This is a genomic window from Dyella psychrodurans (assembly GCF_003363265.1).
Classification (GTDB): domain Bacteria; phylum Pseudomonadota; class Gammaproteobacteria; order Xanthomonadales; family Rhodanobacteraceae; genus Dyella_B; species Dyella_B psychrodurans.
Window position 1 is genome coordinate 502,817 of the sequence record NZ_QRBF01000003.1, and the last position, 22,779, is coordinate 525,595.

At 63.4% G+C, this 22,779-nt stretch carries 22 protein-coding genes; 12 read left to right on the forward strand and 10 right to left on the reverse strand.

The features are described from left to right. Window positions 1-19: 19 nt before the first annotated feature. Entirely contained in the window at window positions 20-259 is a 240-nt protein-coding gene (gene ilvN, locus DWU99_RS11330; protein ID WP_115478118.1) for an acetolactate synthase small subunit, read from the forward strand. Next, window positions 256-1,821, forward strand: coding sequence for a threonine ammonia-lyase, biosynthetic (gene ilvA, locus DWU99_RS11335; RefSeq protein WP_115478119.1), 1,566 nt, complete (start codon window positions 256-258; stop codon window positions 1,819-1,821). The genes ilvN and ilvA overlap by 4 nt, the downstream gene beginning before the upstream one ends. Window positions 1,822-1,836: 15 nt before the next feature. On the opposite strand, the gene DWU99_RS11340 is transcribed toward ilvA, so the two are convergent. After that, a complete protein-coding gene (locus DWU99_RS11340; protein WP_115478120.1) occupies window positions 1,837-2,217 on the reverse strand; it encodes a VOC family protein in 381 nt (126 codons plus the stop codon). Window positions 2,218-2,478: 261 nt separating this feature from the next. On the opposite strand from DWU99_RS11340, the gene ubiA reads away from it, so the two are divergent. Then, complete coding sequence (ubiA, locus tag DWU99_RS11345; RefSeq protein WP_233511063.1) at window positions 2,479-3,372, forward strand: 4-hydroxybenzoate octaprenyltransferase; 894 nt, start codon at window positions 2,479-2,481, stop codon at window positions 3,370-3,372. A 10-nt stretch (window positions 3,373-3,382) separates the two neighbouring features. Here ubiA and DWU99_RS11350 read toward each other — a convergent pair whose 3' ends face one another. Both DWU99_RS11350 and DWU99_RS11355 read right to left on the reverse strand, forming a co-directional pair. After that, window positions 3,383-4,093, reverse strand: a complete 711-nt coding sequence (locus DWU99_RS11350) for a ComF family protein (protein WP_115478122.1) — start codon at window positions 4,091-4,093, stop codon at window positions 3,383-3,385. 17 nt (window positions 4,094-4,110) lie between these two features. Then, the gene (locus DWU99_RS11355) at window positions 4,111-4,317 is read right to left on the reverse strand and encodes a hypothetical protein (RefSeq protein WP_115478123.1); all 207 of its coding nucleotides are present in this window, start codon (window positions 4,315-4,317) and stop codon (window positions 4,111-4,113) included. A gap of 141 nt (window positions 4,318-4,458) precedes the next feature. On the opposite strand from DWU99_RS11355, the gene bioB reads away from it, so the two are divergent. The 5 genes from bioB to bioC are packed head-to-tail and all read left to right on the forward strand — an operon-like array spanning window position 4,459 to window position 9,126. Then, a complete protein-coding gene (gene bioB, locus DWU99_RS11360) occupies window positions 4,459-5,502 on the forward strand; it encodes a biotin synthase BioB (protein WP_115478124.1) in 1,044 nt (347 codons plus the stop codon). Continuing rightward, window positions 5,489-6,673, forward strand: coding sequence for an 8-amino-7-oxononanoate synthase (gene bioF, locus DWU99_RS11365; RefSeq protein WP_115478125.1), 1,185 nt, complete (start codon window positions 5,489-5,491; stop codon window positions 6,671-6,673). Before bioB ends, bioF begins: the two co-directional genes overlap by 14 nt. A 28-nt stretch (window positions 6,674-6,701) precedes the next feature. Then, window positions 6,702-7,478 (forward strand): sulfurtransferase, encoded by a 777-nt coding sequence (locus DWU99_RS11370; RefSeq protein WP_115478126.1) that lies wholly within the window; start codon window positions 6,702-6,704, stop codon window positions 7,476-7,478. Further along, entirely contained in the window at window positions 7,475-8,248 is a 774-nt protein-coding gene (bioH, locus tag DWU99_RS11375) for a pimeloyl-ACP methyl ester esterase BioH (RefSeq protein WP_115478127.1), read from the forward strand. The genes DWU99_RS11370 and bioH overlap by 4 nt, the downstream gene beginning before the upstream one ends. Further along, window positions 8,245-9,126, forward strand: coding sequence for a malonyl-ACP O-methyltransferase BioC (gene bioC / locus DWU99_RS11380; RefSeq protein ID WP_115478128.1), 882 nt, complete (start codon window positions 8,245-8,247; stop codon window positions 9,124-9,126). The genes bioH and bioC overlap by 4 nt, the downstream gene beginning before the upstream one ends. A gap of 22 nt (window positions 9,127-9,148) precedes the next feature. Here the strand turns inward: bioC and lptA are convergent, their stop codons facing one another. The 6 genes from lptA to DWU99_RS11410 form a co-directional block, all read right to left on the reverse strand. Beyond that, on the reverse strand, window positions 9,149-9,742 hold the full coding sequence (gene lptA, locus DWU99_RS11385; RefSeq protein WP_115478129.1) for a lipopolysaccharide transport periplasmic protein LptA: 594 nt from the start codon (window positions 9,740-9,742) through the stop codon (window positions 9,149-9,151). Further along, window positions 9,739-10,311: a DNA-3-methyladenine glycosylase I gene (locus DWU99_RS11390; RefSeq protein WP_115478130.1), complete on the reverse strand. Its 573-nt coding sequence runs from the start codon at window positions 10,309-10,311 to the stop codon at window positions 9,739-9,741. Before DWU99_RS11390 ends, lptA begins: the two co-directional genes overlap by 4 nt. A gap of 79 nt (window positions 10,312-10,390) precedes the next feature. After that, window positions 10,391-11,134, reverse strand: coding sequence for an MHYT domain-containing protein (locus DWU99_RS11395; protein WP_115478131.1), 744 nt, complete (start codon window positions 11,132-11,134; stop codon window positions 10,391-10,393). Window positions 11,135-11,159: 25 nt separating this feature from the next. Next, window positions 11,160-11,951 carry a hypothetical protein gene (locus tag DWU99_RS11400; RefSeq protein ID WP_115478204.1) on the reverse strand — a complete coding sequence of 264 codons (792 nt, stop codon included), beginning with the start codon at window positions 11,949-11,951 and terminating at the stop codon, window positions 11,160-11,162. 161 nt (window positions 11,952-12,112) lie between these two features. Then, window positions 12,113-13,063, reverse strand: a complete 951-nt coding sequence (locus DWU99_RS11405) for a pyridoxal-phosphate dependent enzyme (RefSeq protein WP_115478132.1) — start codon at window positions 13,061-13,063, stop codon at window positions 12,113-12,115. Further along, complete coding sequence (locus tag DWU99_RS11410; RefSeq protein WP_115478133.1) at window positions 13,060-14,067, reverse strand: aldose 1-epimerase; 1,008 nt, start codon at window positions 14,065-14,067, stop codon at window positions 13,060-13,062. The genes DWU99_RS11405 and DWU99_RS11410 overlap by 4 nt, the downstream gene beginning before the upstream one ends. Before the next feature lie 66 nt (window positions 14,068-14,133). On the opposite strand from DWU99_RS11410, the gene pepN reads away from it, so the two are divergent. Beyond that, the gene (gene pepN, locus DWU99_RS11415) at window positions 14,134-16,779 is read left to right on the forward strand and encodes an aminopeptidase N (RefSeq protein WP_115478205.1); all 2,646 of its coding nucleotides are present in this window, start codon (window positions 14,134-14,136) and stop codon (window positions 16,777-16,779) included. A 75-nt stretch (window positions 16,780-16,854) separates the two neighbouring features. On the opposite strand, the gene DWU99_RS11420 is transcribed toward pepN, so the two are convergent. After that, a complete protein-coding gene (locus DWU99_RS11420; protein WP_115478206.1) occupies window positions 16,855-17,040 on the reverse strand; it encodes a hypothetical protein in 186 nt (61 codons plus the stop codon). 535 nt (window positions 17,041-17,575) lie between these two features. On the opposite strand from DWU99_RS11420, the gene mnmG reads away from it, so the two are divergent. From mnmG to DWU99_RS11435, 3 genes are all read left to right on the forward strand, one after another. Further along, window positions 17,576-19,453: a tRNA uridine-5-carboxymethylaminomethyl(34) synthesis enzyme MnmG gene (gene mnmG, locus DWU99_RS11425; protein WP_115478134.1), complete on the forward strand. Its 1,878-nt coding sequence runs from the start codon at window positions 17,576-17,578 to the stop codon at window positions 19,451-19,453. A gap of 57 nt (window positions 19,454-19,510) precedes the next feature. Next, window positions 19,511-20,278, forward strand: a complete 768-nt coding sequence (locus DWU99_RS11430) for an RDD family protein (protein WP_115478135.1) — start codon at window positions 19,511-19,513, stop codon at window positions 20,276-20,278. A 137-nt stretch (window positions 20,279-20,415) separates the two neighbouring features. After that, complete coding sequence (locus tag DWU99_RS11435; protein WP_115478207.1) at window positions 20,416-22,746, forward strand: Tex family protein; 2,331 nt, start codon at window positions 20,416-20,418, stop codon at window positions 22,744-22,746. Window positions 22,747-22,779: the final 33 nt, after the last annotated feature.

Consider the following 22,779-nt stretch of genomic DNA (forward strand, 5'->3'; position numbering starts at 1 on the left):
GAACGACTGGAACATCGCCATGCAACACACACTCTCCATCCTGCTGCAGAACGAAGCCGGCGCACTGGTTCGCGTTGCCGGGTTGTTTGCGGCGCGTGGCCACAACATCGATACGCTGACGGTCGCGGCCACCAATGATCCGGCCGTCTCGCGCCTCACGCTCACCGTGCGCGGCGACGATGCCAAGTTGACCCAGATCCTGCAGCAGACACGCAAACTGGTCGACGTGCTTCAGGTCGAGCATCCCGCCCAGGCATGAACGCAAGGCTTGCACATGGCGACAGCGATACGGGCTTGACCGCTGCGGCCGTATTGCGGCGCGCCGAAGCGGCGCGCGTCTACGAGGTTGCGCAAAACACCGCACTGGAACCCGCATCGTTGCTCTCGGAACGACTGGCCACGACAGTGCTACTCAAGCGCGAGGATCAGCAACCGGTGTTCTCGTTCAAGTTGCGCGGCGCCTACAATCGCATGGCTCAGCTCGACGAAGCGCAACGCGCGCACGGCGTGATCGCCGCATCCGCCGGCAATCATGCGCAGGGCGTGGCGCTGGCCGCCTCGCGGTTGGGCATACACGCCACGATCGTGATGCCGGTGACTGCGCCCCAGGTGAAAGTCGATGCTGTGCGTCGCTTCGGCGGGCGTTACACCGAAGTAGTCCTGGCGGGCGACTCCTATAGCGATGCGCAGGCCGAGGCGATGCGCCTGCGCGACGCACTCGGAGCCACCTTCGTGCATCCGTTCGACGATCTCGATGTCATCGCCGGTCAGGCCACGATCGCGCTGGAGCTTCTCGCGCAGCATCCCGGACCGTTGCATGCCGTATTCGTGCCTATTGGCGGCGGCGGACTGATCGCAGGCGTCGCCGCCGTGATCAAGGCACGTCGACCCGACATCCGCGTGGTCGGCGTGCAGGCCAGCGATGCCGATTCCATGGCGCGCGCACTGGATGCAGGCGAGCGTGTCCTGCTGGACGAGGTGGGTTTGTTTGCAGACGGCACGGCCGTGAAGCAAGTCGGCACGCTGACATTTTCGCTGTGCCAGCAGTACGTCGATGAGGTGCTGCGCGTGGATACCGACGCGATCTGCGCCGCGATCCGCGACATCTATCATGACACCCGCAGCATCCCCGAGCCTTCGGGAGCACTGGCGCTCGCCGGACTCAAGCAATACGTGGCCGCACATGGCCCATGCGATGGTGCACTGGTTGCGGTGGTTTCCGGCGCCAACATGAATTTCGATCGGCTGCGATTCGTCGCCGAACGTGCGGAGGTGGGCGAACAGCGCGAAGCCGTGTTTGCGGTAACCATTCCCGAACAACGCGGCAGTTTTCGGCGTTTTTGCCACGCGCTAGGCCAGCATTCGATCACCGAGTTCAACTACCGGATCGGCGATGCACAGGCTGCACATATCTTTGTCGGCGTGCAGACGGCCCAGCGTGGCGAACGCGAGGCTCTTGCGGATGCGTTTCGCGCCAATGGCTTCGGCGTGCTGGACCTCACCGACGACGAACTCGCCAAACTGCATCTTCGCCACATGATCGGCGGGCGCTCGCCGCTGGCGCGCGACGAGCGGCTTTACCGCTTCGATTTCCCCGAGCGTCCTGGCGCGCTGGCACGCTTTCTGGATCGCATGCATCCCGACTGGAACATCAGCCTGTTCCATTATCGCAACCACGGTGCCGACTACGGACGCATCCTGGTCGGCATGCAAGTGCCGCCCAGCGAGCATGCGCTGTTGCGGGACTTCCTGAGCACCCTGGGCTATCCGCACATCGACGAAAGCGACAACCCGGCTTATCGATTGCTGTTGCGCGCCTGACGCGCAACGTTCGCGTCAGGTGCGAACGGCCAGCATGTCGTCGAGGGAACCGCCCGCATCCAACTCGAAGACGTGGTTGTCGTAGTCCATGAAGTACAGCGCGCTGTCCTCGCGCGCCATGAAGTGCTCGACGTCGGACGTCGCCAGCTTGTCCGCACAGGCCACCAGTTCATCGCGGCTCACCTCGAGCGCGATGTGATCGCCATTGCGGCACGAGGGCCCAGCGCCCTGCCGCAGCACAAACCACACGCCGCCCAACTTCGCGCAACTTTGCGGGTGACCGTTGTCGTCGGGCAAATCCGCTATGACTTGGGCACCAAGAACGCTGGCAAACAATTCTGCGGTACGCGAAGGGTCACGCACGATCAGTGCAATGTGACTGATTGACGAGACCATGAACACCCCACCCCCAAAATGGTGCACGATCCTAGACTGATCCCACCGGTAGGGGCAATGTACTCCCACTTGCCGCCCGGTGGCGCAACGCACAGTTTCCGTGTAAGAGCGTCACGCTACACTTGAGGGATGTCTCCGACTTCCCGCAAGCGCCCCCGGCGCAATCCCCCGGCGCCAGCCACCACTCGCGCACGCCCCGCCGCCTTGCCGGCGGCACGCAAAGCGCAACGGCCGGCCGACAGCTCGACACGCGCCTCCCGCGTGCTGGACTGGCTGCTGCAAAAGCTGCCCGATCGGCACCGCGAAAAAGCGCACGATATTCTTGTATTGACCCGCATGGACAGGCCGATCGGCGCCCTGCTGCTGCTGTGGCCGACCTGGTGGGCGCTGTGGCTGGCGGCCGGCGATTTTCCGCCCTGGAAGATGCTGATCATCTTTACGCTGGGCGTCTTCGCCATGCGCGCGGCCGGCTGCGCCATCAACGATTTCGCCGACCGCAAACTCGACCCCCAGGTTGCACGGACGGCCGGACGGCCGATCGCCGCGGGGCGGGTCACGCCGCGCGAAGCCCTGATCGTGTTCGCGGCGCTCTTGATCTTCGCCTTCCTGCTGGTGCTGCTTACCAACCCGCTGACGATCAAGCTCTCTTTCATCGGCGCGGGCCTGGCGGCGCTCTATCCGTTCACCAAGCGCTATACCGACCTGCCTCAAGTGGTGCTGGGCGCGGCGTTCGGCTGGTCGATCCCGATGGCTTTCGCTGCCGTGACAAACGGCGTGCCGCCGTTGGGCTGGCTGCTGTTTATCGCCAACATTCTCTGGTCGGTGATCTACGACACCGAATACGCCATGGTGGACCGCGAGGATGATCTCAAGGCCGGCGCACGCTCCACCGCCATCCTGTTCGGCGACGCCGACCTGTTGATCCTTGGCGTGCTGATGGGCACGTTCATGGTGGCGCTGGTGATGGTCGGGACCCGCTCCCATTTGGGATGGCCCTATTGGGCGGCGGTGATTGCCACCGCGGGATTGTTCGGCTGGCAGCAGTGGTTGATCCGCAACCGCGACCGCGATGCCTGCCTTACGGCATTCCGGCACAACAACTGGCTAGGGCTTACGTTGTGGATCGGCATCGCGCTGGCTCTCGCCATACGCTGATTCTTTGCCCTCAGCGACCGGGAATCGGCGCGCGTGCGAGCGCCCACACATCGACACGCTCGACGCCCGCACGTTTCAACGTGCGCGCGCATTCGCCCAGTGTTGCACCCGTAGTGAATACGTCGTCCAGCACAACAACGTGTGCTGGCAGTTTCGCATCTTTGCGCAAGGTGAATGCATGGCGCAGATTTTGACGACGCTCGACGGCTGTCAAACCGGTTTGAGCATCGGTGTATCGCATGCGAAGCAAAACATCTCGCCGATACGGAACACACAACGCCTTCGCCAATGGCCCGACTAATTCCAACGTTTGGTTGTATCCGCGCTCGCGCAGACGCCGCTGATGTAGTGGGACAGGCAGGATGAGCTGCGGCAGCGCAGGCGGCCTTTCGCGCTGCCATGCATGAACCAGTGCGCGGCCCGCGGCAAGATCGCGACCAAACTTGAAGCGCGTCTCCAATCGATCCAGCGGCCACGCGTAGCGAAAAGGTGCCCACGCCGTATCCCAGGGCGGCGCCTTGCGCTGGCAGCGGCCACACTGCGGCGCCGACACGGGCAACGGCAAAGCACAACGCTCGCAGCAGTGCGTATTGCGCGGCAATTCCGCCATGCAGGCCGCGCACAGGTCCACGCCGTCCACACCCGCGTCGCCACACAGCAGGCAACGCCATGGCAGCAGCCATTGGTGGAAAGCCGTGAGCAGACGTTTCGGCGCATCCATGCGCAGGAAGTGCCGGCTTAGTTGCCCGGTTTGAACATCGCAGCGTCGACGATCGACCAAAGATGGATGATCCATCCCATCCAAATCACCCACAGCGCCGCAGCCAGCACGAACATGACGGCCGCCTTGAGCACGCGCCCTTGTACCAATTGACCCAAGCCGGGAATGAAGAAGCTGCACACCGCAGCGATGACATTGCCCGCACTACCCTGACCTGCGCTCATGGATCACTTCCCTGGAGAACGTAGGATCGATGGTAGCGGGTCTGGCGACCAGGCCGTCAACCATTCCTGCCCGTATTGAGTTGACAGCCTTTCAGGCCACTTCCACACTTATGGGCCGTACGTTTTCCGGAACCCCCGCCCATGTCCGTAGCCGCTCTCCGCCATGACTGGACGCGCGACGAAGTCGTCGCCTTGTTCGACCTCCCGTTCAACGAGCTGCTGCATCGGGCGCACAGCGTTCACCGCGAACACCACGATCCGAACGCGGTGCAGGTTTCCACCCTGCTTTCGATCAAGACCGGCGGTTGCCCGGAGGATTGCGGCTATTGCCCGCAGGCCGCGCGCTACCACACCGGCGTCAAGGCCGAAAAATTGATGACGGTGGATGCCGTGGTCGCCCGCGCCCAGGCCGCGAAGAGCGCCGGCGCCAGCCGCTTCTGCATGGGCGCGGCCTGGCGCAGCCCCAAGGACCGCGATGTGGCCCAGGTGGCTGAAATCGTGTCCGCCGTGAAAGCGCTGGGCCTGGAAACCTGCGCGACGCTCGGCATGCTGACCGAACCCCAGGCAAAGACGCTGAAACAGGCCGGTCTCGACTACTACAACCACAACCTGGACACCGCGCCGGAGCTCTACGGCGAAATCATCCACACGCGCGAATACCAGGATCGCCTGGACACTCTCGAACACGTGCGCGAGGTCGGTCTTAAAACCTGCTGCGGCGGCATCGTCGGCATGGGCGAAATGCGCCCGCAGCGCGCCGGCCTGCTGCAAACGCTGGCCAACTTGCCGGAACATCCGCAGTCGGTACCGATCAACCAGCTGGTGCAGGTGGAAGGCACGCCGTTGTACGGCACCGATGCGCTGGACCCTTTTGAGTTTGTCCGCACGATTGCGGTCGCACGCATCCTGATGCCGGCCTCGATGGTCCGGCTGTCGGCCGGTCGCCAGCAGATGGACGATGCGGTGCAGGCGCTTTGCTTCTTCGCCGGCGCCAATTCGATTTTCTACGGCGAAAAGCTGCTGACCACCGGCAACCCCGACGTCGAGCACGATCGCGCGCTGTTCCGCCGTCTCGACCTGCACGCACTTGAAGTAGCCGAAGAAGCCAACACCGTGCACGCCGACATCCTCGAGACGGAAGCGAGCGGTTGTGGCCAGGGCTGTGGCTGCAGTGCCGCGGCCTGAGCTGCTCGAGCGACTGGCCGTCCAGACGGCCGAACGCGCGCAGGCCCAACTGCAAAGGCGCCTGCGCACGATCACACAAGCCGATGGTCCCTGGGTGGAAAGCAACGGACAGCGTCTGCTTGCTTTTTGCACCAACGATTACCTTGGCCTGGCGCAACATCCGAAGCTGATCGCCGCACTGAAAGAAGCCGCCGATGCGGACGGCGTCGGCAGCGGTTCGGCGCATCTTATCTGTGGCCATCGGCGCGAGCACGCCGCACTGGAAGAAACACTGGCCGAGTGGACCGGCCGCGAACGCGCACTGCTTTTTTCCACGGGCTACATGGCCAATCTCGGCGTGATGCAGGCACTGCTGCAACGCGACGATCTGTGCGTACAGGACAAACTCAACCACGCCTGCCTGCTCGACGGTGCGCAGCTCGCCGGCGCAACCCTGAGACGTTATCCGCATGCGGACGTGGACGCCGCGGCGCGCCAACTGCGCAGCAATACCGACACGTATGCCCTGCTCGCCACCGATGGCGTGTTCAGCATGGACGGAGACATCGCCCCGTTGCGCGAACTGGCTGCACTGTGCGCGAATGAACGCGCGACCTTGATGGTCGACGATGCGCACGGCCTGGGCATACTTGGCGACGACGGCAGCGGCAGCGTCGCGGAGGCAGGATTGGGCGAACGCGATGTACCGGTACTGATGGCTACGCTCGGCAAGGCGCTTGGATGCAGCGGCGCGTTCGTCGCGGGCTCCGCCGCGCTGATCGACGGACTGATGCAGTTTGCGCGCACCTACATCTACACCACCGCCATGCCGCCCGCCCTGGCAGCCGCGACGCGCTGTGCCGTCGCGCTCGCCCGCGGCGAAACCTGGCGGCGCGAAAAACTGACCGGCCTGATCCAGCGTTTTCGTCGCGGCGCCACCGAACTAGGCCTGCCCCTGATGCCCTCGCGCACAGCCATCCAACCGCTGCTGCTCGGCGACGCCCGGCGCACCCTGGAGGCATCGAAAACCCTGGAATCGCAAGGGCTGCTGGTGGTGGCCATCCGGCCGCCCACCGTCCCGCAGGGCCAGGCAAGGCTTCGCATCACCCTGTCGGCCGCTCACGAAGAGGCCCACGTCGACCGATTGCTTGAGGCCCTCGCGTCCCTGCGGTTGGCGGATGCCCCGGTATAATTGCCTGTCGAGCGTCCCCGCCTTGCCTATGTCGATCCTCAATATTTCCGCCTACCGTTTCGTCAGCCTGGACGATCTGCCAGCGCTGCGCGAGCGCGTGCTTGCGCGTTGCCACGCGCTCGCGCTGAAGGGCACCATCCTGCTGGCGCCAGAAGGCATCAACCTGTTCCTGGCCGGCCCGCGCGTAGCGGTCGACGCTTTCATGAACTGGCTGCGCGACGATCCGCGCTTCGCCGGCCTGCAGGCCAAGGAATCGCTTTCCGACGACGTGCCGTTCAAGCGCATGCGCGTGCGGCTGAAAAAGGAAATCATCACGCTGCGCCATCCCACAATCCGCCCGGAAGGCGGCCGTGCGCCGTCGGTGGGCGCCGTCACGCTGAAGCGCTGGCTCGATCAGGGGCATGACGACGAAGGCCGCGATGTGGTGTTGCTCGACACCCGCAATGCCTATGAAACCGATGTAGGCATGTTTCCGCAAGCTGTCGACTATCGCATTGCCAGCTTCACCGAATTGCCGGCGGCGCTGGCGGCCGATCAATCGCGTTACGTCGACAAGACGGTCGTCTCGTATTGCACCGGCGGTATTCGCTGCGAAAAGGCTGCGCTGCATATGCAGGATGTCGGCATGCAGCGTGTCTATCAATTGGAAGGTGGCATCCTGAAATACTTCGAAGAAGTCGGCGGCACGCACTGGCAGGGCGACTGCTTTGTGTTCGATGACCGCGGCGCCGTCGACAAGACACTGGCGCAGGCACCGTTGTCACCTCCCGCGCCGGAAGATGAGGCAAAGGCCACCACCGCATGAGCCTGCACATCGAAGCTCACGGCACCGGCTCGATACCGCTGGTGATGATTCACGGCTGGGCGATGCACGGCGGCATCTTCGCGCCGCTGGTCGACGCGCTGGCCGAACACTGCACGATGTATCTGGTGGATCTGCCCGGGCACGGCTACTCGCGCGACAGCGAACTGCCGCTTGAGCCTGCCATCTGCGCGCGCGCGATCGCGGACGCCACACCACCTGCCGCATGGCTGGGTTGGTCGATGGGCGGACTGGTCGCGTTGCGCGCCGCGCTGGATATGCCGCAACACGTGCGTGGGCTGGCCATGCTGTGTGCCACGCCGCGCTTCGTCAGCGCACCCGATTGGCCGCAAGGCCGCGATCAGGTGCTGGTGCAACAGCTGGCGACTGATCTGGAAACCGACTACCACAGCACGGTCGATCGCTTCCTGACACTGGAAGTGATGGGCAGCCGCGATCCGCGCGGCGAGTTGCGCAAGCTGCGCGAGGAAGTCTTTTCGCGCGGCGAACCGGATCTTCGCGTGTTGCAGGAAGGTATTCGGATACTCGATCAAACCGATCTGCGTGCCGAGCTGCCGACATTGAAGCCGGGCAACAGTTGGTGGAGTGCCGGCCGGCTCGACCGCCTGGTGCACCCCGATGCCATGGAATGGTCCGCTGCGGCGAGTCGCGGCGAATTCCATGTCATCGCGCATGCCGGCCACGCACCTTTTCTCAGCCACGCCGACGCCGTTGCCCAGGTGCTGTTGCCCTGGCTCGAGGCCAACCGATGAGCGATTTCCACGTAGACACTCACCGGGTGCGTGTGAACTTCAGCCACGCCGCCGACAGCTACGAGAAGCACGATGCCTTGCAGCGCGAAGTGCAGCAACTGTTGCTGGAGCGCCTGGATTTCTATTTGCAGCAACCGGAGCGGGTGCTCGATGTCGGGGCGGGTACCGGGCGTGGTTCGGCGTTGCTGAAGAAACGCTATGCAAAAGCACAAGTCGTCGCGGTGGATGCCGCGCTGCCGATGCTGCGTACTGCGAAAGCACACACGGGATGGCTCAAGCCTTTTCTTCGCGTATGCGGCGAAGCGACGGCATTGCCGCTTCCTGATCACAGTGTCGACGTACTGCATTCCAACCTGTGTTTCCAGTGGATCGACGACCTGCCCGCGCTATTCGGCGAATGCGCACGCGTGCTGAAGCCGGGCGGCATGCTGCTGTTCTCGACGTTCGGCCCGGATACCTTGCGCGAGCTTCGTGCCGCCTGGGCTTCCGTGGATCAGCATTCGCACGTCAGCCGCTTTCTTGACATGCACGATCTGGGCGACGCGATGATCACCGCAGGCTTGCGCGACCCCGTGCTGGACGTCGACCGCTACACGCTCACCTACAGCGAGCCGAAAGCGTTGCTGCGCGAACTGAAGGGTCTGGGCGCCACGCACGCCGACCGCGGACGCGAGCGCGGCCTTACCGGCAAGCATCACTTCCAGCGCATGCTGGCCGCCTACGAAGCCATGCGCGTGGACGGCCGCATCCCTGCGACATGGGAAGTGGTGACGGCGCACGCCTGGGGCCCGCCGCCCGGACAGTCGCGCCGCGCGAAAGGCGGTGGTGAGATCGCCAGCTTTTCGATCGACAGCCTGCGCGGCTCGCGTCGCCGCTGAATCGCACCGCGCAAAGCTTGCGTCAGGTGTGCGACGCAGGAGCGCTCGTCGCAGGCGCGGGTGTTGCCGTACCTGGCGATGCCGGCTGACCGTTCTCGGGTTTCGGTTTGGGCAGATAGGTCGCGCTTACGTTGCCCTCGCCGGTGAAATGCGACGTATTGGTGTTGTAAGTGATTTTGTCGGCGTGCGCATCGCCGCTTCCCTGCTTGGTCACCACAGCGTTGGGCGACAACACCGCGATGCCGTTGATGTTGTCGTAGTCGAGCGTTGGCGCTTCCCCGGTCATGAGATTGTCGTCGTCGTCGCGCTGCTCGATATGCGCGGGGCTGCCGGTCATGACGATGCGGCTCACCTGGGTATCCGCATCGAGGTAGATCTTCCCGAGGGCTCCGGTCGCCTTCATCGTGCCTTGCGTCACCACGACGTGACCGGTCAGCGTGGTGACGGTGTTGGGCGCATTGAAGCCGTTGACGGAATCCTGCTTGGTATACATCGGCTGGTTGCGGTCGCCGGTCTTGGCGTACGCAGACGTCGCCACGATGGCCAGCGCCAGCGACGCATACAAGCCCGCGCCCAGAGGATGACGAACGGATAGGACAGCAATGGGCTTGATCATGGCTTGCGTTTTCCCCCACACGATTTATGCCGGAAGCAATCCACCAAATGATCGTTGACCATGCCGGTTGCCTGCATGAACGCGTAGCAGATGGTGGTGCCCACGAAGCGGAAGCCTCGTTTCTTCAGATCCTTGCTCATCCGGTCCGACACTGTGGTGCTGGCCGGCACATCACCCCTCGCCCGCCAGTTGTTCTGGACCGGCTTGCCGTCGACGAAGGACCACAGATAGGTATCGAGACTGCCGAATTCGTCGATCGCATCCAATGCGGCCTTCGCGTTGCCGCGCGCCGACGTCATCTTGAGCCGATTGCGAATGAGGCCGGGATCGAGCAGCAGTTTTTCCAGTTCGCGATCCTTCATCGACGCGACGCGTGCGATCTCGAAGTCGTGAAAGGCATGGCGATAGTTGTCGCGCTTATGCAGCACCGTGCGCCACGACAGGCCGGCCTGCGCGCCTTCCAGGCACAGAAACTCGAACAGGACGCGGTCGTCGTGCAAGGGCACGCCCCACTCCGTGTCGTGATAGGCCTGCATCAACTCGCCGTCGGCCGCCCAATGGCAGCGCATGCGTGACGTCACTGCCGCTCTCCTTTATGCCAGGAGCGCAGAATAACGCGACATCCTTGTCGATGGTTAGCGAAACGCCTCAAATACTGATGCTGGACCGATAACGCTGGCGCCAGTAATGGAGTACCAGCATCAACACCAGCAGCGTGCCCACGATGCCAAAGACGGTCAGGCCCAGATTGTCGCCACGCAAGCCGTCGGCATAGCCGTCCGGCAACTGCCCGCCGTTGTCGGTGAACGTGGCGGCCGTCATGCCGGTGTAATGCATGCCGCACACCGCAAAACCCATGACCAGGGCGCTGGCGACCATCTGCCACGGGCCGCGCAAGTTGAACGCGAGCCAAAGCGCCGCCATCGAAGCCACGATGGCGATGACCAGCGACGCCACGACCAGTCCCGCGTTGTAGCTGATCACCGCCGGCATCATCATGGCCGCCATGCCCAGATAGTGCATGGCGCCAACACCCAGCCCCATGCACGATCCCGCCGCCAGCAACCGCAACCAGCTGAAGAGCGCGTCGCCCACCAGCATCAATCCGGCCGAGCAGGCCGCGAAGGCCACGACCGCCGACAGTGCGGTCAGCGATGGGGCGTAAGTCACGTGCATGCCGCTGTCGCACGCCAGCATGGCAATGAAGTGCATGGCCCAGATCGCCCCCAGACCCATCGCGCCGCCGGCCATGGCGACCGCCGCGGTCCTTTGGCGTGGCGTCGTGGCCAAGGGAATCGCAACGGCCAGTTGCAACGACGTAAACGATCCCAGTACCGATACCGCGTACGAAAGCAGAACGAGCAGCCAGTTGTAGCTCACATGCATGGGCATGTCAGTTCCCCTTTGAGTCGGTTTTCTAGTGAGAAATTTCCAGACTGCAATGCGGTGCGCCGGTGCTTCGGCAACTCAAGTGGCGCACGAATACTTTCTTGGGCGTGACGGATGCGCCCAGCAAGCCTTCCAGGTAGCCCCCGTAGAACTTGCAGCCCGATTGCACGCCCGGCGTGCAAAGCGGGCTGTTGAGAATATGCACGTGCACGCCTTGCTGCTCGATATCGGCGAGCTGACGCAAGGCCGGAACACCGATGCGTTTGATGGCATCGCTCAAGCCAAGTTTGGCGCCCAGGGCGTAATCGCGTTTGTATACCCATGCACCGGTTCGCCGTCCCGCCAACATCAGCGATGACTCGCGCACCGCGTCGTCCACGCTGTTTTCCAGCGAAACCAGCCATGGGTAGATGCTCGGATAATCCTGGGCGAGCTTGGGCAGAATGTGTTCGACCCGCTCGATATCGGGCATGACCGCTGCCGATGGCGTTGCAGACGGTTCGATGATCGGCGGAGGTTCCGGCGATGGTGCGTGCACCGCGACCGGCGTCGACTTTGCGAACACTGCGGTGGCAACGGCATCCTCTCCGGACAGCGACGCTTCGAAACTCAGCACGCGATTGTGCGTGCCGAGCGTTTCTTCCAGTGCGAAACGTTGCTCGGATGGTCCGCGAACGATCATGGTCAGCCATGCGCCGTGGCTGTCCTGTGTCAGCCGTTGGCGTATGAGCGAAAACCCATTGGCAACCACTGCCCGTCCAAGCTCGGCGAGCAACCCCTCTCTGCGGTCGGAGAGGACCTGTACTTCCAGCTCGACCATAAGGCCCCCCTGTTGCTCGATGCTGGCGATCACGTTGTAGGCAATCAGGATGAGCGATTTCGAAAAATCAAATCGTGATTGGCATCATGATTCATCGGGTAAGCATGCGAGGCCGCTCACATATGGCGTGATTCATGCATGAAATTTCGAGCGATGCATCGCTACCAGGGCAGCGCGTCGAGATCGACGTTGCCTCCGGTGAGCACCAGTCCCACGCGCTTGCCTGCAAAGAGCTCTCGTTCTTTGAGGACGGCGGCGAACACTGTTGCACTCGACACTTCCACGATGATCTTCAATGCCTGCCAAAGTAGCCGCATGGCAGCGATGGTTTCCTCGTCGCTCACCGTGATCACGGTAACGTGGTGCTCGCGCAATGCAGCGAGATTCGGTTCGCCGACCAGGGTACGCAGGCCGTCGCAAATCGTGTCCGGCGTGAAGTCGTCGATGCGCGCACCGCGCGCAAGCGACTGCGCCGTGTCGTCCGCGCCCGCCGGTTCCGCGCCATACACGGCTAGCGTTTTTTGAATGCCGTGCGCGGCGATGGAGCAGCCTGCGGACAAGCCGCCGCCGCCGATCGGCGTCATCACTGCATCGAGGCTTCCGCACTGCTGCAGCAACTCCAGCACCACCGTCCCCTGTCCGGCCATGACGCGCGTATCGGCATAGGGATGAACCATGATCGCACCCGTGGCTTGTTGCACCTCGGCCGCCTTGGCTTCGCGCGCGGCGATGGTGGGCGCGCATCTGTGCAGTATTGCACCGGCGCGCTCGATCGCTTCGAGCTTTGCACGCACCGCACCTTCGGGCACGACCACGTGCGCGGGAATGCCGCGTGTCGCTGCGGCCATGGCGAGCGCGTTGCCGTGATTGCCGGAAGAGTGCGTCACGACACCGTGCGCGGCTTCCTGATCGTTCAGCGACCACACGGCATTGCATGCGCCGCGAAATTTGAACGCACCGCCACGCTGCAGGTTTTCGCACTTGAAATGGAGTCGCGCACCCACCAAGGCGTCGAGCGCGTCGTTGCGCAGCACCGGCGTCAAGGTGGCGTAAGGCGCGATGCGCGCGGCGGCATCACGAATCTGGTCGATGGTCGGTAGCAAAACGCTCATGCCGGATCGATCTCCACACCGCAACGGAATTGTCGTTCTGCGCCCGGCTCCAGGCGAATGGCGCTGGCACAATCGGCACGATTGAACGCGTTGGACATGCTTTCCATCGGCTCCAACGCGACGGAGCGACGCACGTCGCGCGTGACGGTATCCGCGGTGAAGGCCAGCATCACGCCGCTTTCCTGCCACATATGAATGCGCATGCCGCTGGCCGGGTCGCGCAGGGTGGTGCGCGCGCGGCCATCGGCATCTTTCACGAGATCCGCGTAAGCATGATTGATTTCGGTGGCGCCGATGGGTTTGGCGTGGCGAAAGTCCAGCTCTGGCGGCGCACGGTCGAGCGGCTGATAAGCCTCCGCATCCGGCAGTGGAATGTAGTCGGCGTCGGTGCGCACCAGCGTCGCCGCAGGAATTTGCAGTTCCCACGTATCGATGGCGCCGTCGCCCACTCGAAAATACGGATGCCAGCCGAAAAAACATGGCGCGGCGATGTTGCCGACGTTGTGCATGCTCGCCTGCAACGTGAGTCCTTTTGCGTCGAGTGTGTAGGTCACCAGCAGGTCGATGGCAAACGGATACCCTTCGAACGCTCCGGGCCGAATGACCGACGTGGCAAAGGTGACATGCGCACCTTCCGCATCCACATGCTTGACGACGATGTCGAAATCCACGCCACGCACAAACCCGTGCCGACTGGCGCGTTGCGCGCCCTCCACCCCCGGCTGCAGGTCGTACGAGCGGCCATCGAACGTATACCGGGCGTCGGCGATGCGATTGGCGAACGGCGCCATGATGGCAAAGCGCGAACTGGGGCGGCTTTCCACTTCGGCGCTGTCGCGATAGCCATCGGCGAGCTGGCGGACGACCCCGCCCACGGTCTGCTCAAGGCCGATCAAAGCGGCGCCGCGGCGAGCCACCCGGACACACCGTCCACGTTCTACGTCGCGCAAAACGAGTACCTCGTGCGGCCCCAATTGCTCCAACTCGATGCTGAATACGTTCATCCGCTTGTCCTGGCGGGAAAAACCCGCATGTTAGCCTGATACAACTTCGCCATGTCCGCGTGCCGCATGACTCTCGTTAACGAACCCGCCATCACGCCCATCCGTCTGCACGACTATCGCCGTCCGGCGTGGACCGTGGACACCATCGAACTCGACGTCGACCTGGGCATCGATGCCACCGACATTACGTCACGATTGACGTTGCGCCACGGCGGCACGCAAACCACGCCGCTGCGCCTGGACGGCGAAGGGCTGGAGCTCTTGGCCATCTCGCTCGATGGCCATCCGCTCGATCCGAGCCATTACCGTCACGAAGACAACGTGCTGGAAGTGGACGGCGCACGCGACGGCAGCGTGCTGGAGACCCGCGTGCGGGTGAAACCGGCCGCCAATACGACACTGGAAGGCCTGTATCTGTCCGGCTCGCGGGAAACCGGTTTTCTGCTGACGCAATGCGAGGCCGAAGGGTTCCGCCACATCACCTTTTTCCCGGACCGGCCCGACGTGCTCGCCCGCTACACCGTGACGCTGCTCGCCGATCGCGCACGCTTTCCGGTGCTGCTCGCCGGCGGCAATCCGGACGGCACCGGCGAATTGGCAGAAGGACGTCATTGGGCACGCTTCGTCGATACGCACCCCAAACCCAGTTACTTGTTTGCACTGGTTGCCGGCCGACTGGAAAACATCCAGCGCGACTACATCACCGCGAACGGTCGCGCGGTGAAGCTGGTGATGTGGTCCGAAGCGAACGTCATCGATCGCTGCCACTATGCGCTGGATGCGCTCGAGCGCTCGATGCGCTGGGACGAGCGCACTTATGGGCGCAACTACGATCTGGATGTGTTCCACGTCGTGGCCACGCACGATTTCAACATGGGTGCGATGGAGAACAAGGGACTGAACATCTTCAACGCGAAATACCTGCTGGCCGATCCGGACAGCAGCACCGACGAGGAATATCGCGCCGTCGAGGCCGTGGTGGCGCACGAGTACTTCCATAACTGGACCGGCAATCGCGTGACCTGCCGCGACTGGTTCCAGCTCTCACTGAAGGAAGGCCTCACGGTATTTCGCGAGCAGCAGTTTTCCGCGGACATGAATTCGCCATCCCTTAAGCGCATCGAGGATGTCTCGCTGCTGCGTCGCACGCAATTCCCCGAAGATGCAGGCCCGTTAGCGCATCCCGTTCGTCCCTCCGAATATCGCGAGATCAACAATTTCTATACCGCGACCGTCTACGAGAAGGGCTCGGAGCTTGTGCGCATGCTCGCAGGCCGACTCGGCCAGGAAGGTTTCCGGCGTGGCATGGACGTGTATTTCGAACGCCACGATGGCAGCGCGGCAACGATCGAGGATTTTCTTTCCGCACTGGGCGATGCGAACGGCATCGACTTGATGCCTTATCTGGCGTGGTATGCGCAGGCCGGCACGCCGCACCTGCACGCCCAGGGCGAATACGATGCCGCACGGCGCCAATACACGTTGACGCTCTCGCAGCATACGCGCGCAACACCCGGCCAGCCGGAAAAAGTACCTGTGCCCATTCCCGTGAAGCTTTCGCTGTTCGATCGCGACGGCCGGGTTTTGCCACTTCACATCAACGGACACGCTGCCGGCACCGAGGCCGTGGTGGTGGTCGACATGGCATCGCAGCACGTTGTCTTCCACGATGTCGCGACCGAACCGGTGCCCTCGTTGCTGCGCGACTTCTCGGCGCCGGTGGTGCTTGAATACGACTATTCGCCTGCCGAACTCGCACTGCTGCTCACGAACGACGCGGACGGCTTCAATCGCTGGGAGGCAGGCCAGCAACTGGCGGTCCTCGCTTTCGATAGCCTGCACGGCAACGCAGAAACAGACGCATGCAAAGCGTGGTGCGATGCGCTGACCGCGTTGTTCGAACACCATGCCATTGATGATGCCTTGCTGGCCGACCTGCTGACGCCACCCGGCGAAATCGAATTTGCCGACCGCCAGAGCGAAGTTGACCCTGCGAAGATTCACGCACAACGTCAGGAGTTGCAGCGCCATCTGGCAAAGCGCATTGGCGCACCGGCGTTGCTCGCCCGCTATCGCGCGCTGGCTTCCCATACAAGCCAATCGCTCGATGCCGAGAGCCAGGCCAGGCGCCGACTGAAACGACGCGTGCTCGAATTGCTGGCGCTGCTGGATGCCGACACCGCGCACGCGCTGGCAGCGCAGCAGTACGAATCAGCTGTCGGGATGACAGATCGTCTGACCGCACTGGGCGTGCTTGTACGCGACCGTGCCCCGCAGGCTGCCGCGGCGCTTGCGGATTTTCGTCGGCGTTACGCCGACAACCCGCTCGCGCTCGACAAATGGTTCGCGGTGCAGGCACAAGTACCCGGCGAGCCGGCACTCGCGACCGTCAAGTCACTGGAAAGCGATCCGGCGTTCACGCTGAAGAATCCCAATCGCGCACGCGCCGTGCTCGGCGCATTCGCCAGCAACAACCCCAGCGGATTTCATCGCGCGGACGGCGAAGGTTATCGATGGCTCACCGAGCGGCTGGCGGAACTGGATGCGCTCAATCCGCAGATCGCGGCGCGCCTGGCGACGGCGTTCAACGGATGGCAACGATTGGAGCCGGTTCGCCGGGAAGTGGCGCATGCGGCGCTTGGCGAACTCGCTCAACGGCAGGGCCTGTCACGCAATCTCGGCGAGATCATCGGCAACGTACTGCAGCGCTGATCGCTCCTCAGACTTAGACGGCGCCCTCGCAAAGGGGGCGCCGTCGCAGGGCGGCACTGAAAAAGGGCTAAGCCTTCAGCCTGGCAGATGATCCAGCTCGGTGAGCAGATGAGTCATGCGCGATTCCAGACGCGGGCGCAATTGCTGTTGCTGGGAAGGTTCGCGCTCGACGAGATGATCCATCGCCATTTCGAGGCGACCGATTTCGATCATCAGGTCATGCCGCAGGTAAACCGGTGCAAACTCGTTACTGTTATCCATGACACGCCTCCGACTTTTGCTTGCACCGAGGCGTTGCAACAGGCGTGCCAGCTTGTGATGCACATCACACAACATTTTTGCTCTCAATCACGCTGTGACCATTTGTGTCAGCAGCTGCCGTTTACCGGCATAAATTTGCATTTCAGTCACCCCATGTTCACGCGTGCGGGGCGATGATTCGTTCACGCCAAGGGGGTGCGACGGTTGCCGTGCGACCCATGACGATTTCAGTTTCTGGCGCCCGGCAATACGGTCATCCTGGATTCCCCCTGTTCCTGAGACCGCCGGGCGCCAGATCTCTCTTCAAGAGATCAAAAATAACGACGGCGCCCTTGCGGGCGCCGTCTTTGCTTCCTATCCCGGTACGCGAAAGGACCCCTGTCGCCCTATCTCAGCGCGCGATTTGCGCGGCATCTGCCCGTGAAAGTGCGGTAATTAGCATGCAGAAAACATGCCATGTTTGTGTAGGCGATGCCCTTCAATTGCGGCTGCATTACCATAAGCCTTTGTCTAACCCTCGATTTTGCGCACACCAATGCTCCACCCAAGCGCCTATGACGTGATTGTGATCGGCGGCGGCCACGCCGGCACCGAAGCCGCGCTGGCTGCGGCGCGCTGCGGTGCGCGCACGCTGCTGCTGAGCCACAACATCGAAACGATTGGCCAGATGAGCTGCAACCCGGCCATTGGCGGCATCGGCAAGGGCCATCTGGTGAAGGAAATCGACGCCCTGGGCGGCGCGATGGCCCAGGCGGCGGACCGCGCGGGCATCCAGTGGCGCACGCTCAACGCCTCCAAGGGGCCGGCGGTACGCGCCACCCGCTGCCAGGCCGACCGCGTGCTCTACAAGGCGGCCATCCGCCGGATGGTGGAAACGCAGCCGAACCTCGACCTGTTCCAGCAGGCGGTGGACGACCTGCTGATCGAGCAGGGCCGCGTCGTCGGGGTAGTGACGCAAATGGGCCTTTCCTTCCGCGGCAGGTCAATTGTGCTCACGGCGGGCACTTTCCTGGCCGGCAAGATCCATATCGGCCCCGCGCAGTACGCCGGTGGCCGCGCCGGCGACCCGCCCGCCAGCACCCTCGCCCAGCGTCTTCGCGAGCTGCCGGTGGCGGCCGACCGCCTCAAGACCGGCACACCTCCGCGCATCGACCTGCGCAGCATCGACTTCAGCGGCCTGGACGAACAGCCTGGCGACGACCCGGCCCCGGTCTTCTCCTACCTGGGCTCGCGGGCGGACCACCCGCGCCAGGTCAGTTGCTGGATCACCCACACGACCGAGCGCACCCACGAGATCATCCGGGGCGCGCTGGACCGCTCGCCGCTCTACACCGGCCAGATCGAAGGCGTGGGCCCGCGCTACTGCCCATCGATCGAGGACAAGGTGGTGCGCTTTGCCGACAAGGGCTCGCACCAGATCTTCATCGAGCCGGAAGGCCTGGATAGCTTCGAGATCTACCCGAACGGCATCTCCACCTCGTTGCCGTTCGACGTGCAGATGGCGCTGGTGCATTCGATCAAGGGGTTCGAGAAGGCCCACATCACGCGTCCCGGCTACGCGATCGAGTACGACTATTTTGATCCGCGCGGCCTGCATCCCTGGCTGGAAACCAAGACGATTCCCGGGCTGTACTTCGCCGGGCAGATCAACGGCACCACCGGCTATGAGGAAGCCGCCGCGCAGGGCCTGATCGCCGGCCTGAACGCGGCGTTGGCCGTGCAGGGCAAGGCGCCGTGGTATCCGCGCCGCGACGAGGCTTATGTCGGCGTGCTGATCGACGACCTCACCAGCAACGGCACCATCGAGCCTTACCGCATGTTCACCTCGCGCGCCGAGTATCGCCTGCATTTGCGCGAGGACAACGCCGATCTGCGCCTGACCGAAACCGGCCATGCGCTGGGCGTCGTGCCGCAGGAGCGTTTCGATGCGCTGCGCGCCAAGCGCGAGGCAGTGGAACGCGAGGTGCAGCGGCTTGGCGCCCTCTGGGCCGCTCCGAACAACGCCTTGGGCGCAGCCATCGAGCGCCAGCTCGGCATCGCCGTGAGTCGCGAAACCAATGCACTGGATCTGCTGCGCCGCCCTGAGCTCGATTACGTCAAGCTGACTTCAGTGAACGAACTCGGCCCGGCCGTCGATCGCGAGGACGTGGCGGCTCAGGTCGAAGTGCAGACCAAGTACGCCGGCTACCTCGAACGTCAGCGCGAGGAAATCGAGCGCCAGCGCCGTCATGAAAACACGAGCATTCCTTCCGGCTTCGATTACGACAAGGTGCGCGGTCTTTCTGCCGAGGTGTTGCTGAAACTCAAGCGCAGCCTGCCGGCCACCATCGGCCAGGCGGCGCGCATCAGCGGTGTGACGCCGGCAGCCATTTCGTTGCTGTTGGTACACCTTAAACGACGCGACGCGGCCTGAGTCCAATCCATCGCTGGCGCATGGCATCATGCGCTTCTGTTTATCGAGGAATGCACGATGGAAGTCTGGATCGGCCGACAGGGCGAACGCCACGGCCCCTATCAGGAAGAACAAGTGCGCGAATGGCTGCGCGGCGGACAGCTGGGCCGCGACGATCTGGGCTGGTACGACGGCCTTGCGGATTGGCAGCCACTGTCCGTGCTGTTTGCCGACGAGTTTTCCAAGGCGCCGCCGCCCTATCCGCCTGCGGCAAACGCAGCGCCCACCTATTCCCGACCATCCACCGTCGTGAGCTATGCGGGCTTCTGGAAGCGTGTCGTGGCATACCTCATCGATGCCTTCGTGTTGTACTTCCCGTTCTCGCTGCTGGAATTGCCGTTCGGCATGCGCAAGGCCTACGAAGTGCTGAATCAGAAAGTGATGTCGGCGGACACCGATCCGCAGACGGCACTGGAGGCGTATCAGCATTTCTACATCGAGCAATGGCCGTATTTTCTGACCACGCTTGTGGTCGGCTGGCTTTATTTCGCGGTGTGCGAAAGCTCTTCATGGCAAGCCACGATCGGCAAGCTGGCGCTCGGCATGCGCGTGACCGATCTGCACGGCGCACGCATCAGCTTCGCACGCGCACTGGGACGTTACGGCGGCAAGCTGATCAGCGGCTTCATGCTCTGCATCGGTTTTCTGATGGTCGCCTTCACTCAGCGCAAACAGGGCCTGCACGACATGCTGGCCAACACTTTGGTGCTCAACGGTCGCGCCAGCGATGTAAATCGCCATGCGCCGCCGCCGACGCAGCACGACAAGACATCGTTCAGCGCTTGATGCGTCACGCATGAACTGACGGCGACGGAGCAATCCGGCGCCGTTTTTTCATTCAATTCAGTGTGACTTGCTATCATCAAGGCTTTCCCACCGCATACCGGCGCCGCGACGCCGGCGCAAGGAACCATCGCTTCATCATGCTCAGCATCGAACAACGCATTGCCCTGGACATCGCCGCCAAGGCGGAACAAGTACACGCTGCCGTGGAATTGCTCGATGGTGGCGCCACCGTGCCGTTCATCGCGCGCTACCGCAAGGAGGCCACCGGCGGTCTCGACGACACGCAACTTCGCCTGCTTGAAGAGCGCCTGCGCTATCTGCGCGAACTGGAAGAACGTCGCGAGGCGATCCTTGCCAGCATCGAAGAACAGGGCAAGCTCACCGACGCCTTGAAGGGCGACATCCTTGCCGCCGATACCAAGGCGCGACTGGAAGATCTCTACCTGCCGTACAAACCCAAGCGTCGCACCAAGGCGCAGATTGCGCGCGAAGCCGGCCTGGAGCCGCTCGCCAAGGGATTGCGCGACGACCCCACGCAATCGCCGGAGGCATTGGCCGAATCTTTCGTCGATGCCGAAAAGGGCGTGGCCGACGTGCGCGCAGCGCTCGACGGCGCGCGCGCCATCCTGATGGAAAGCATCGCCGAAGATGCGCAACTGCTCGGCGACCTGCGCGACTGGTTGTGGGAAAAGGGCCAGATCCGCGCGAAGGTGGTGGAAGGCAAGGAAAACGAAGGCGCGAAATTCCGCGACTATTTCGATCACATGGAAGCGATCGGCAAGATTCCGTCGCATCGCCTGCTTGCCTTGATGCGCGCGCGCAACGAAGGCGTGATCGAGCTTGAACTCGCACCGGCTGTCGAGGCGGAACAGGGACACCTGGAAGGCGAAGGCCGCGTGGCCGCACACACCGGCATCGTCGATCGCGGCCGCGCCGCGGATGCGTGGCTGCGCGAGACGGTACGCCTGACCTGGCGCGTGAAACTGCATCTGCATCTCACCCTGGATCTGTTCGGCCGCATGCGCGAAACCGCGGAAGACGAAGCCATTCGCGTCTTCGGCGACAACCTCAAGGATCTGATGCTGGCTGCGCCCGCCGGTGCGAAAACGGTGATGGGTTTGGACCCGGGCATCCGCACCGGCGTGAAAGTGGCGGTCGTCGATGCCACCGGCAAGTTGCTTGCGACCGACACCGTCTATCCGCACGAACCGCGCAATCAATGGGATCAGTCGCTCGCTCGACTGGCGGTGCTGAGCAAGCAGCATGGCGTGAATCTGATCGCCATCGGCAACGGCACTGCCTCGCGCGAAACCGACAAGCTGGCTGGCGAGCTCATCAAGAAGCACGCCGATCTCAAGCTTTCGAAGATCGTGATAAGCGAAGCGGGCGCCTCGGTGTACTCCGCTTCGGAAACTGCCGCCAAGGAATTCCCCGATCTCGATGTGAGCCTGCGCGGCGCCGTGTCGATTGCACGACGCCTGCAGGATCCGCTGGCCGAACTGGTGAAGATCGAGCCCAAGGCCATCGGCGTGGGTCAGTACCAGCACGATGTGAATCAGGTGAAGCTGGCGCGCGCGCTCGATGCGAAAGTCGAAGACTGCGTGAACGCGGTGGGCGTGGACGTGAACACCGCTTCCGCCGCGCTGTTGTCGCGCGTTGCGGGTCTTACCGCGAGCGTGGCCGAAAACGTGGTGAAGCATCGCGATGCCAACGGCCCGTTCGCCAACCGCAAGGCGCTGTTGAAGGTGCCGCGCCTGGGCGATAAAGCATTCGAGCAGTGCGCTGGCTTCTTGCGCATCCCCAGCGGCGACAATCCGCTCGATGCGAGCGCGGTGCATCCCGAAGCGTATCCGGTGGTCGAGCGCATCATCGCGCAATGCGGCCGCGAGGTGAAAAGCATCGTTGGCGACACCGGCTTCCTCCGCGGCTTGAAGGCGGAGCAATACACCGACGAACGTTTCGGCGTGCCGACCGTGCGCGACATCCTCAAGGAACTGGAAAAGCCCGGCCGCGATCCGCGTCCGGAGTTCGTTGCACCGAGCTTCGCCGAAGGCGTGGAAGATCTGAAGGATCTCAAGCCCGGCATGATTCTCGAAGGCCGCGTCACGAACGTGGCCGCTTTCGGCGCCTTCGTTGACATCGGTGTGCATCAGGACGGACTGGTGCACGTCTCCGCGCTGTCGCACAGCTTCGTCAAAGATCCGCGCGACGCCGTGAAGGCGGGCGATATCGTGAAAGTGAAAGTGATGGAGGTGGACATTCCACGCCAGCGCATCGGCCTTTCCATGCGACTGGACGACGAGCCCGGCCAGGCTCGCGGCGGTCGCCCTGCAGGTGGCAGCGAACCGCGTGGCGGTTCACGCGATAACCGCGGCCCGCGCCCGGGAGCTCCTGCGTCGCCGAAGCCTTCCGCACCGCCCACAAACAGCGCGTTTGCCGACGCCTTCTCGCGCGCACAGAAGCGCTGACCCTCTGCGAACCAGGCACGACAAGTGCCTGAT

Coding starts and splice junctions, on each gene's coding strand:
- bioB (WP_115478124.1), top strand. CDS start 4,459: ATGTCCGTAGCCGCTCTCCGCCATGACTGGACGCGCGACGAAGTCGTC.
- bioC (WP_115478128.1), top strand. CDS start 8,245: ATGAGCGATTTCCACGTAGACACTCACCGGGTGCGTGTGAACTTCAGC.
- pepN (WP_115478205.1), top strand. CDS start 14,134: ATGACTCTCGTTAACGAACCCGCCATCACGCCCATCCGTCTGCACGAC.
- DWU99_RS11355 (WP_115478123.1), bottom strand. CDS start 4,317: ATGAGCGCAGGTCAGGGTAGTGCGGGCAATGTCATCGCTGCGGTGTGC.
- DWU99_RS11405 (WP_115478132.1), bottom strand. CDS start 13,063: ATGAGCGTTTTGCTACCGACCATCGACCAGATTCGTGATGCCGCCGCG.
- ilvN (WP_115478118.1), top strand. CDS start 20: ATGCAACACACACTCTCCATCCTGCTGCAGAACGAAGCCGGCGCACTG.
- mnmG (WP_115478134.1), top strand. CDS start 17,576: ATGCTCCACCCAAGCGCCTATGACGTGATTGTGATCGGCGGCGGCCAC.
- DWU99_RS11340 (WP_115478120.1), bottom strand. CDS start 2,217: ATGGTCTCGTCAATCAGTCACATTGCACTGATCGTGCGTGACCCTTCG.
- DWU99_RS11370 (WP_115478126.1), top strand. CDS start 6,702: ATGTCGATCCTCAATATTTCCGCCTACCGTTTCGTCAGCCTGGACGAT.
- DWU99_RS11420 (WP_115478206.1), bottom strand. CDS start 17,040: ATGGATAACAGTAACGAGTTTGCACCGGTTTACCTGCGGCATGACCTG.
- lptA (WP_115478129.1), bottom strand. CDS start 9,742: ATGATCAAGCCCATTGCTGTCCTATCCGTTCGTCATCCTCTGGGCGCG.
- ilvA (WP_115478119.1), top strand. CDS start 256: ATGAACGCAAGGCTTGCACATGGCGACAGCGATACGGGCTTGACCGCT.
- DWU99_RS11410 (WP_115478133.1), bottom strand. CDS start 14,067: ATGAACGTATTCAGCATCGAGTTGGAGCAATTGGGGCCGCACGAGGTA.
- DWU99_RS11435 (WP_115478207.1), top strand. CDS start 20,416: ATGCTCAGCATCGAACAACGCATTGCCCTGGACATCGCCGCCAAGGCG.
- DWU99_RS11395 (WP_115478131.1), bottom strand. CDS start 11,134: ATGCCCATGCATGTGAGCTACAACTGGCTGCTCGTTCTGCTTTCGTAC.
- DWU99_RS11350 (WP_115478122.1), bottom strand. CDS start 4,093: ATGGATGCGCCGAAACGTCTGCTCACGGCTTTCCACCAATGGCTGCTG.
- DWU99_RS11390 (WP_115478130.1), bottom strand. CDS start 10,311: ATGCGCTGCCATTGGGCGGCCGACGGCGAGTTGATGCAGGCCTATCAC.
- bioH (WP_115478127.1), top strand. CDS start 7,475: ATGAGCCTGCACATCGAAGCTCACGGCACCGGCTCGATACCGCTGGTG.
- DWU99_RS11400 (WP_115478204.1), bottom strand. CDS start 11,951: ATGGTCGAGCTGGAAGTACAGGTCCTCTCCGACCGCAGAGAGGGGTTG.
- DWU99_RS11430 (WP_115478135.1), top strand. CDS start 19,511: ATGGAAGTCTGGATCGGCCGACAGGGCGAACGCCACGGCCCCTATCAG.